This is a genomic window from Spirosoma sp. (genome assembly GCF_048594605.1).
Taxonomy (GTDB): Bacteria; Bacteroidota; Bacteroidia; order Cytophagales; family Spirosomataceae; genus Spirosoma.
On record NZ_JBMDWV010000064.1, the window covers coordinates 22,638 to 31,228 of the forward strand.

6 protein-coding genes are annotated in these 8,591 nt (G+C 45.5%); all 6 read right to left on the bottom strand.

Features of this window, described 5'->3' with window-relative positions:
- Positions 1-102 precede the first annotated feature (102 nt).
- On the bottom strand, positions 103-312 hold the full coding sequence (locus ACOJS8_RS03735) for a hypothetical protein (protein WP_420147190.1): 210 nt from the start codon (positions 310-312) through the stop codon (positions 103-105).
- Positions 313-358: 46 nt separating this feature from the next.
- Positions 359-841, bottom strand: a complete 483-nt coding sequence (locus ACOJS8_RS03740) for a MarR family winged helix-turn-helix transcriptional regulator (RefSeq protein ID WP_420147191.1) — start codon at positions 839-841, stop codon at positions 359-361.
- Positions 842-945: 104 nt separating this feature from the next.
- Positions 946-1,875: a citrulline utilization hydrolase CtlX gene (gene ctlX, locus ACOJS8_RS03745; RefSeq protein ID WP_420147192.1), complete on the bottom strand. Its 930-nt coding sequence runs from the start codon at positions 1,873-1,875 to the stop codon at positions 946-948.
- A 77-nt stretch (positions 1,876-1,952) separates the two neighbouring features.
- Positions 1,953-3,461 (bottom strand): arginine deiminase family protein, encoded by a 1,509-nt coding sequence (locus ACOJS8_RS03750; RefSeq protein ID WP_420147193.1) that lies wholly within the window; start codon positions 3,459-3,461, stop codon positions 1,953-1,955.
- A 284-nt stretch (positions 3,462-3,745) separates the two neighbouring features.
- A complete protein-coding gene (locus tag ACOJS8_RS03755; protein WP_420147194.1) occupies positions 3,746-5,230 on the bottom strand; it encodes a RagB/SusD family nutrient uptake outer membrane protein in 1,485 nt (494 codons plus the stop codon).
- A 21-nt stretch (positions 5,231-5,251) separates the two neighbouring features.
- The gene (locus ACOJS8_RS03760; RefSeq protein WP_420147195.1) at positions 5,252-8,446 is read right to left on the bottom strand and encodes a SusC/RagA family TonB-linked outer membrane protein; all 3,195 of its coding nucleotides are present in this window, start codon (positions 8,444-8,446) and stop codon (positions 5,252-5,254) included.
- Positions 8,447-8,591: the final 145 nt, after the last annotated feature.

Here is an 8,591-nt window from a genome sequence, read left to right on the forward strand (position 1 = left end):
GTAAAACTTACCTGCTACCGTAGAATGAAGCGGATACTTTATTCATAAAAAAAGTGCTCAACGTTGAGCACTTTGTATGGATCAGCAAAGAATTACTTTTTACTAAAACAGTAATTTCCAGCCGTTAAAGAAAAGATCTTTTCCCGGTTGACCCGACCACTGCCGGGACGTATCCTCGGCCTCTTCGGCAACGGCTTCTTTTTGCACTACAATTGCTGAAATACCCTGTTTAGCCAATGAGCGGCAAATGTCTTTTGTCGTTTCTGTTGCATTTCCAACAATGAGTCCTACAGTTTCTTCGTTCGTTTTCATGGCTATTAGTTGTTGTATGTGCAAACAATTTTTTGAATAAATTTTTTTATAGACCTCCTCCAAGTGCCTGAGCCGCCTTTAATACTTGCTGTGTCAACTGACAAACATTTGGCTCACCAATTACCTGAGAATAACGCTCCCCAACCCGATTCCAGGCTTCAGATATAGCGGGCTGTAACAATTCGCCTTCTGTAGTTGGAAAAATGAGTGTCTTTTTTCCTTCCGACTCTCGTCGTACCAACCGCTTTTGCTCTAGTTTTTCGACTAACCTGGTTATTGTTGAGGGAGTCAGGTACAACGTATCGCTTAACTGCGATGGGCTTATACCCGGCTGAGCTACTACTTCACATAATAAGTAAGCGTGTGAATAGCATAACCCGAAACGACCAAATTCTTCATCTCCTATAGCTGTAATCGCTCGCGCCAGGGCGTTTGCAGAAAACAATAAACAAGCACTAAAACGGGATGAGGTTTTTTGTTTACCGGCTACCGCAACAATAGTGTCCTCTGTCATACTTGTTATTTTCATTCGCTGTTAGCAAAGGTACACGCCGATATTTGTATGTGCAAACAAAAATTGAAAAATAAATCGGTAACTCTCAATAAAATGTATTAATTCTCTCATCAACGGGGTTATTTTCTGGGCAGATGCACCTCGGCAATCATGCAGCGGGCAGACCCACCGCCGTTGGCTTCAATTATTGGTAAATCGAAATGAAGTAACGTAGCGTAGTCGTCCAGAATGTCGATCTGCTTGGGCGTCAGCGATTCAAAAGCGCGGGTCGACATAACCAATAATTTACGGCCTTTTTTGGTCAATACCATAAGCATGTTTCCGGCAAAATTGGCCATCTGCTCCAGAGAAATATCAACAATTCGCTTGTTCAGGTTTTCCAATTCCTGACGTACCATGAGCCGCTCGTCGGGATCGGTTATAGCCGACAGGCATACGACAGCCATTGTATCCGTAATACACATCAGTACGTTGGTATGATAGATAGCCTGCCCATTGGCATCGGCAGCCCGGAAAGAAACCGTGCGATAGCCGGTTTGACGGGCAAATTCGGCCAGAACATCAGGATGGGTACGCGGTGATAAGCAGGCAAACGCTACGCGACTCATTCGGTCGAGAACCAGGCTGCCGGTTCCTTCCAAAAACTTACCCTCCTGTTCAAAATGGGTCAGGTCAATGATCCGGGCAATATGGTATTTCCGGGAAAGGTCATCAATAATATCCTGCCGCCGTTCCAGCCGACGGTTTTCAGCTTGCATTGGATAAAGTACAACCGTTCCACTGGCATGAAAAGACACCCAATTATTGGGGAAAATTGAATCAGGGGTGTTCGCATCAACGGTATCTTCATATACTGTTACGTCCACACTCATAGCCTGTAACTGACGTACCATCTCCTCGAACTCGCGCAGAGCCTCCTCCTGCACTGTATCTTCACGTTGCGTCGCCAGTGTAACATCCTGAAACGCATTCGATTCGGCTGTCTGTTCATTAAACGAGAACTGAACAGGCCGAATCATTAAGAGACGAGAGGTAGCTTGAGATTGCATAATTTGAAATAGCGTTTGTACTTAACCGTAGCAAGTTAGCACCAAAGCGCCAAATCAAGCAACGGCAGCCCGGCACTCTACTGGATTTCCTCCCGCAATAATGGTAAACTCATGCAATGTGAGCCCCCCCTGGCTCGTGACAACTCAGCCGAAGGAAGCATGATAAACGTGTTCTCGATAGTTTCTGGCGAAGATTTACTTTGTTCAAACCGATCCAGCAGTTTAGCGGCAGGGACTACGTCGAACCCAGCCTTTCGAAAAGCGTCGGCCGTTTTTTCGTTACGGTCATACCCAACAACTACACCGTCTTTCAGAGCCAGTAGGTTGCAGGAGTCTGTCCATTGCTCCCGCGCACCAAACGGAAATTCATTGTTGCCTGAGTATATAAATTGTATGGGCTCTGTAGCGCTCAAATCGTTTGTGCTAATGTCAGTCAGCAGATCTTCAAGGTTTTCGAACTCAGCAGGCGTCTGCTCTTCTCCTTTTTTGAATTGAAGAATCTTTAGCTCTTCCGAAATGTCTTTCGGTGCAAAAAAATGCAGTACATCCTGCTGCTTTGCTTCGTCGCCTGTTCGGCCGAGTGAACCTAATAACACCCAAACGTTACGTTTTACCTGCGTAAAAATCGTGTCGATATGCATGTAATCGCGTTTCTTCGGGATCTTGATGATTGTGACTTTGCTGACCAGGTCTTTATCAAACACCAGTTTCATTACCTGCTGAGCAGCGTAGAGCGTAGTCCGTTCACTAACGCCAATCAACAGATGCCGTTTAGCGATCATCATTACGTCCCCCCCTTCCAGAGTGGAGCGTGTTACGTCGCGGTTTGTGTCAGAATCAGCCAGTAAGAACGCGTGCTCATTGTCAGGAATCTCAATGATTTTATCCTGATAGTCAGCAAATAGTGGATGATTAAAGAAAATATATTGCGTCAGTAGCGCTTCTCGGGTGCGGGCCAGCTTAGCCGGTTTATTAAGCAAAATGTGATCATTGATCACAATGCCAATATCACGCGTAAAAATAAAATTCGGTAGAGGGGCAAAGAGCATAGTCAGATCGGGCAATGAACCAGAGATCATAATCTTCGCCAATTCGGCAGGATCGTATTGATTTAATTGTTGCTGAGTTCGAAATGAAGTACGTTCAATACCGCAGATAGCTGCGATTAGCCGGATGCGTATGCTTTTGTCGGCCAAGATATCAGCTAGAAGTGACTGAATATCAATCACTTTATCGGACCGGAAATAATCGGAATGATCGGGCTTGAAAAAGTTACGATCCGAATCAGGACCTAATGCGTTTATCTGTCCCCGAACTTTATCAGGATCTAAAAAATAGAGTAGAAGCTTAACGTAGTAATCGTACTCATCCCGGCGCATCATATCCAGATGGACAATATCTTCGAACAGCCAGTCCTGCGCCTTTGAAGGGACAACTTTGCCTAAACCACGATCCGGGCTATGAATTAACAACCGTTTCAACGTACCAATTTCAGAGGAAACATTGATTCGCTTCAATGCTGGCTGACTGGCTTGTGCATCAGTCGTATTTACGTCGCTTTTTATGATTGATCCGTCAGTATTCATATGGATTCAAAACCCACCGAACAGGTTCTTATCGACAAGATACGGCTTTAGGCGTTGAAAAGAAACGATGCTCCTGAAGACGCAGCCAATAAAAATAATAGCTTAAGCGTCCTTACATTGCCGAAACCGAAAAGCAGGTTATTTTGTCGAACTCACAAAAAAATCGGTGCCGAATGACTTCAGCACCGATTCATAAATTGTGTTCAGGCATCAACGTAGTGTTGATGCCTAATTTTAGCCTATCTCGAAACCAGGCTTGGTTACTAGTTGTACATAATAGCCGATTAGTTATCTGTAGCCAACGTATTCAAAGCAAGCTCCGATGCCGAGATTGGCCAGATATAGTTTGGCTCAGAAGGTGTTTTAGCTGGTACTGTCCCTTTAGCTGGAATTGTTTGTAACAAACGTACCAGATCATTATTCCGTAAGCCTTCGCCCAGAAATTCGATCCGCCGTTCCAGCAGAATTGCATTGATCAGATCAGTTGATGAAGCAAAGCTGGCAGCCGTGTACGTTTTTGTTGCATCTGACCGCTGACGAACGGCGTTCAATAAAGCAACTGACTGAGCATCTACTGCATTGGCAGTACGAGCTTTAGCTTCTGCCAGATTCAACAGGACTTCTGCATAGCGTATAACCGGTACGTAGTCGGTATATGGGCTAGCTGCTTTATACTTGATCAACCAGGTTTTCGCGGTAGCACCCGTACCCGACGTCTTGAGGAAAGCCCTTCTTTTATCAGCAGCTCTCCATGTTGTATCGGCAATAATTCCTTTTGGGTTTAATGAGTATTCGCCATTACCAATACCCCCATTTGTTGCGTTGGGTGAGTAATAATAGGCTAACTGATTTTGCGTACCCGGGAAATCACCTGTTGTTGCGGTCATTGGCATCGACATTATCGACTCCGTCGTTGTGTAGTTCGGCGACGTAAATATTGTAGTGATATCAGCCTGTAACGCATGGGCAACACCAGTAGGAGCGCTGAAAGGAGCCGTCGCACTAACAATTTTGTTAGCTTCTGTAATGACACTGGCATAATTCTGCATGCTCAGGTAGACCCTTGTCTTCAGCGCGATCGCTGTGTTTTTATGAGCCCGGGTTGTATTCTCAGCATCGGTAGCATATTTCAACGGCAAACCCGTTTCGGCTTCATTAAGGTCTTTCAGGACCTGCGTATACACTTCAGCCACTGTACTTCTGGCCAGATTGGATTGCCCAACACCTCTGATACCATTTAGACGCAATGGAAGACCGGGTTTGTTCCCATTTCCGTCGATATACGGACGGGCATAATATTGAAGTAAGCTGTAATAGCTCAGTGCCCGGATCAACTTTGCTTCGGCAATATATTTAGCGGCTGCTTCGGCACCTACTACTGCGGAGCCACCAGCCTCCATCCCGTCCAGAAATATATTACACTTGTTGATAGTCAGGTAAGCAAAATACCACAGGTTTACCACAGCCGTAGCGCTATTGGTTGCATTCAGGCCCCACACGTCTGAACCTGTAACGAGGTTAGAGGTTTCATTGATAAAATCCTCGCCCCGAATATCGCCATAGATGACGTAGCGCCCGCCGTAAAAATTCCCGTCCTTCAGGGCACCGTAGAGCGACAGAAGTTGAGTTTGCACCCGAGTTGTTGAGCTAAACGCTGAGGCATCCGATACGGACGTCTGAGGAATAGGATTAAGCAAACTTCGGTCGCAGGAGCTTAAGCCCAACAGAGTTAGGCAAAATAGTATTGAATAATTTATTTTCTTTTTCATGGATGTCTCTTCGGATCAAGATTAGAAGCCAGCCTTAAGGCCGATTGTGATGGTTCGGGCATTACCGACTGTGTTTCTGTCAACGCCCTGGCTGGTGTTGCTACCCGTACCGGTACCGTTGGACGATACCTCTGGATCTGGACCTGGGTATTTTGTAAGAACGGCTAGGTTTTGACCACTCACGTACAAACGAAGGGTACTGATTTTAGCCTTCGACAACAACGTAGCCGGAAGCGTGTAGCCTAACGTAAGCGAACGCACTTTCAGGAAGTCGCCTTTGAACACATTGATATCCAATGGGAAAGCCGAACCATTCGACGTATTATCGCCAAATACAGGCCTTGCGTATTTTTTACCGGCATCACCTTCTTTCTGCCAGGCGTCTGTCAGTACATCACGGTCATTGTTCCAGAAGCGCTGATCATGTAACCCAGCGTTAGTGCCGTAATACACAGAGAAACCTAATTGATACGTAAGCAGAACGCCTAAATCAAAATTCTTATATCTGAAATTGTTGTCCCAGCCACCGTATACTTTAGGGTTTACGTTTGCATACATAACAGCATCGGCAGCCTGCGTGATGGACGAGCCACCCGTTGGGCTAACGTAGCGAGTTTTGCCATCAGGAGTGGTCGAGTAGTTAAACTGACCGGTTGGCGCATAAAACTGGTAATAAACATTTTGGCCAGCCGAATTGATGAAAATACGTTTGCCCGTTGCTGGGTCAACTCCGCCCGTACGAACAACCCACAATTGACCAAGCGAATAGCCGGGGGCCGTCTGGTTTACCGTTTCCAAAGAACCTGTAGATGTCTGAATCACATTCAGCCCGGGAGCTAACGCAGTTACTTCGTTTTTGTTGAAGGTTACGTTAAAGTTAGACGACCATTGGAAAGCCTTTGTATTAACAACCCGAGCGTTAAGGGAAACTTCCAGCCCTCTGTTATACATGGTTCCAACGTTTTGGGGCGGATACACTACGGTAGTTACTGGACCAAGTGGGCCAGGAATACCCGTAGAAGGAGCCTGTGCTACGTTCAGGATCAGGTTATTGATATCATTATTGTAATAGGCAAGTTCACCTGTAATACGATCATTCAATATACCGAAGTTGATGCCAACATCGGTTTTGGTGCTGGTTTCCCACTGAAGGTTCGGATTACCTACGCTTTGGAAATAGAGCGTAGCAGCCCCACCGTATAAACCGGAAGCATACAGCGAATACGGCGAATAATCATTGATACCACCAATATTACCTACTTTACCATAACTACCCCGGACTTTAAAGCTGCTGAATATATTATCGATGTGGGCATTCTTCCAGAAGCTCTCCTGGGCGATTTCCCAACCCGCAGAAACCCCATAGAACACGCCTTTCTTCACACCCAAAGCAGAATATTCATCCTGGCGCAGGTTACCACTCAGAAAATATTTCTCTTTGTAGTTATAATTCAACCGGCCGAAGACCGAAAGAAGATAGTTTTCCGTAAAGATCAGGTTAGATGAGTTATTCGTTACCCATCCTGCCTGAATTACGTTGTAATCGGGATCTGACAACGTCCGACGATTCAATCCATAACCAACCTGAGTTGTACGTAGCTGCTCCTGACCTAACAGCAAGTTGAAATTGTTGGCACCACCAAATGACCGTTCAAACTGGGCCGTATTGGTCCATACCCATGTTTTCAGCTTGCGGAAGTTACTGGTGGCAAACCCTTTATCAGCGTTACCGTCGCTGGTTATAGGCGACTGAAACAGATCATTGTCAACCAGTAAATAATCAATTCCGTAGGTGCTCCTCAAGGTGATCCAATCTAACGGTTTAAACTGGAGATAAGCATTGGACTGAATGTGATCATTTTCCGTATTTGACCGGTTTAGGTCCAGCGTGGGAAGCGGGTTAGGGTAGGAAATGGCAGTACCGGTAATATTTCCGGCAATACCGATTGCAGCGCCATCGATATTGTATGAACCATCATTCTTATACGCAGGCAGAATAGGCGGTAACACCAAACCGACACGACCCAAACCACTGGTATTAAAAGCTTCGCCATTTAACGAACCTGACGAACCTGCCGATAGGTTTCTCTCATTCGAGTAAGCAATTTTACCACCGATTGTAAACAGCTTGCTGAGCTTACTATCTACATTGAACAGGACGTTAAGCCGCTTAAAGTCATTTTTACGAATAACCCCCTGTTGGGATGTATAACCCGTAGAAAAGTAATAATTAGTGTTCTCATTACCCCCCGAAAGGTTTATATTATGGCTATGTGAAACGCCCTGCCGATAAATGTAATCATACCATTTTGTATCAATAGGATTGCCATTGGCGTCGTTAGTCTGAACAAATTTGGCTGACGAAGTAGGGTTATTAGCTACTGCCGACGTTTTGTAGTTGATGTACTCCTGAGCATTCATCAACTGGGGTAAACGATACGTATTGGAAAAACCTACCCAACCATCGTAGTTTACTTTCACCTTACCCGATTTGCCGCGTTTGGTTGTGATAAACACAACACCATTGGCAGCACGAGAACCATAGATAGCCGTAGCAGCCGCATCTTTGGCTACGTCCATACTTTCAATATCATTCGGGTTGATACTGGCCAATGGGTTACTTGGCGCATTGGTCGAACCTAAATCACCTGTGAACGTGGGAACACCGTCGACAACGATCAGTGGATACGAGCTAAGCGAGATGGAGTTTGTACCACGAATCCGGAAAACCGGTGGGTTATTCAGTACGCCATTGGGTACTGTAATCTGAACACCAGCGGTACGTCCTGCCAGGCCTGACTCGAAACTTTGAATCGGCATCTGAGCAATGGCTGAACCTTTGACTGATCCAATGCTTCCTGTGGCATCCTGACGGCTTTGGGTTCCGTAGCCAATTACCACAATTTCGCTTAGTTGTTGAGCATCCCCAATAAGGGAGACATTCACCGTCGAACGGTTGCTGATGTCGACTGTCTGCGATGTGTAGCCAATAAAGCTAAAAATGAGTGAGCCATTGGCAGGGGCACTTAATCGATAATTGCCCTGTGCGTCGGTGTTTGTGCCTCGATTAGCACCCTTAATTTGTACGGTCACGCCTGGAAGGGCGGCTCCGTCTTCTGATGAAGTTACACGACCACTCACCGTTATATCCTGAGCCAGTGCAGGCAAACAGAATAACAGTAAAAGTAGCCAGCTACCTAATAAAATTTTCCGCATTAGTGAGTATAGATTAATTAAAACATATAAAAACCCGAAAATGGGAAACAAAGATAATCGGTGAAAAAATGAAAATAGATTAGATCGATCAGTTTTTTTGTAACATTCCAATAGTTTGTCAACTAAAAGTGACAAATACTGCCAA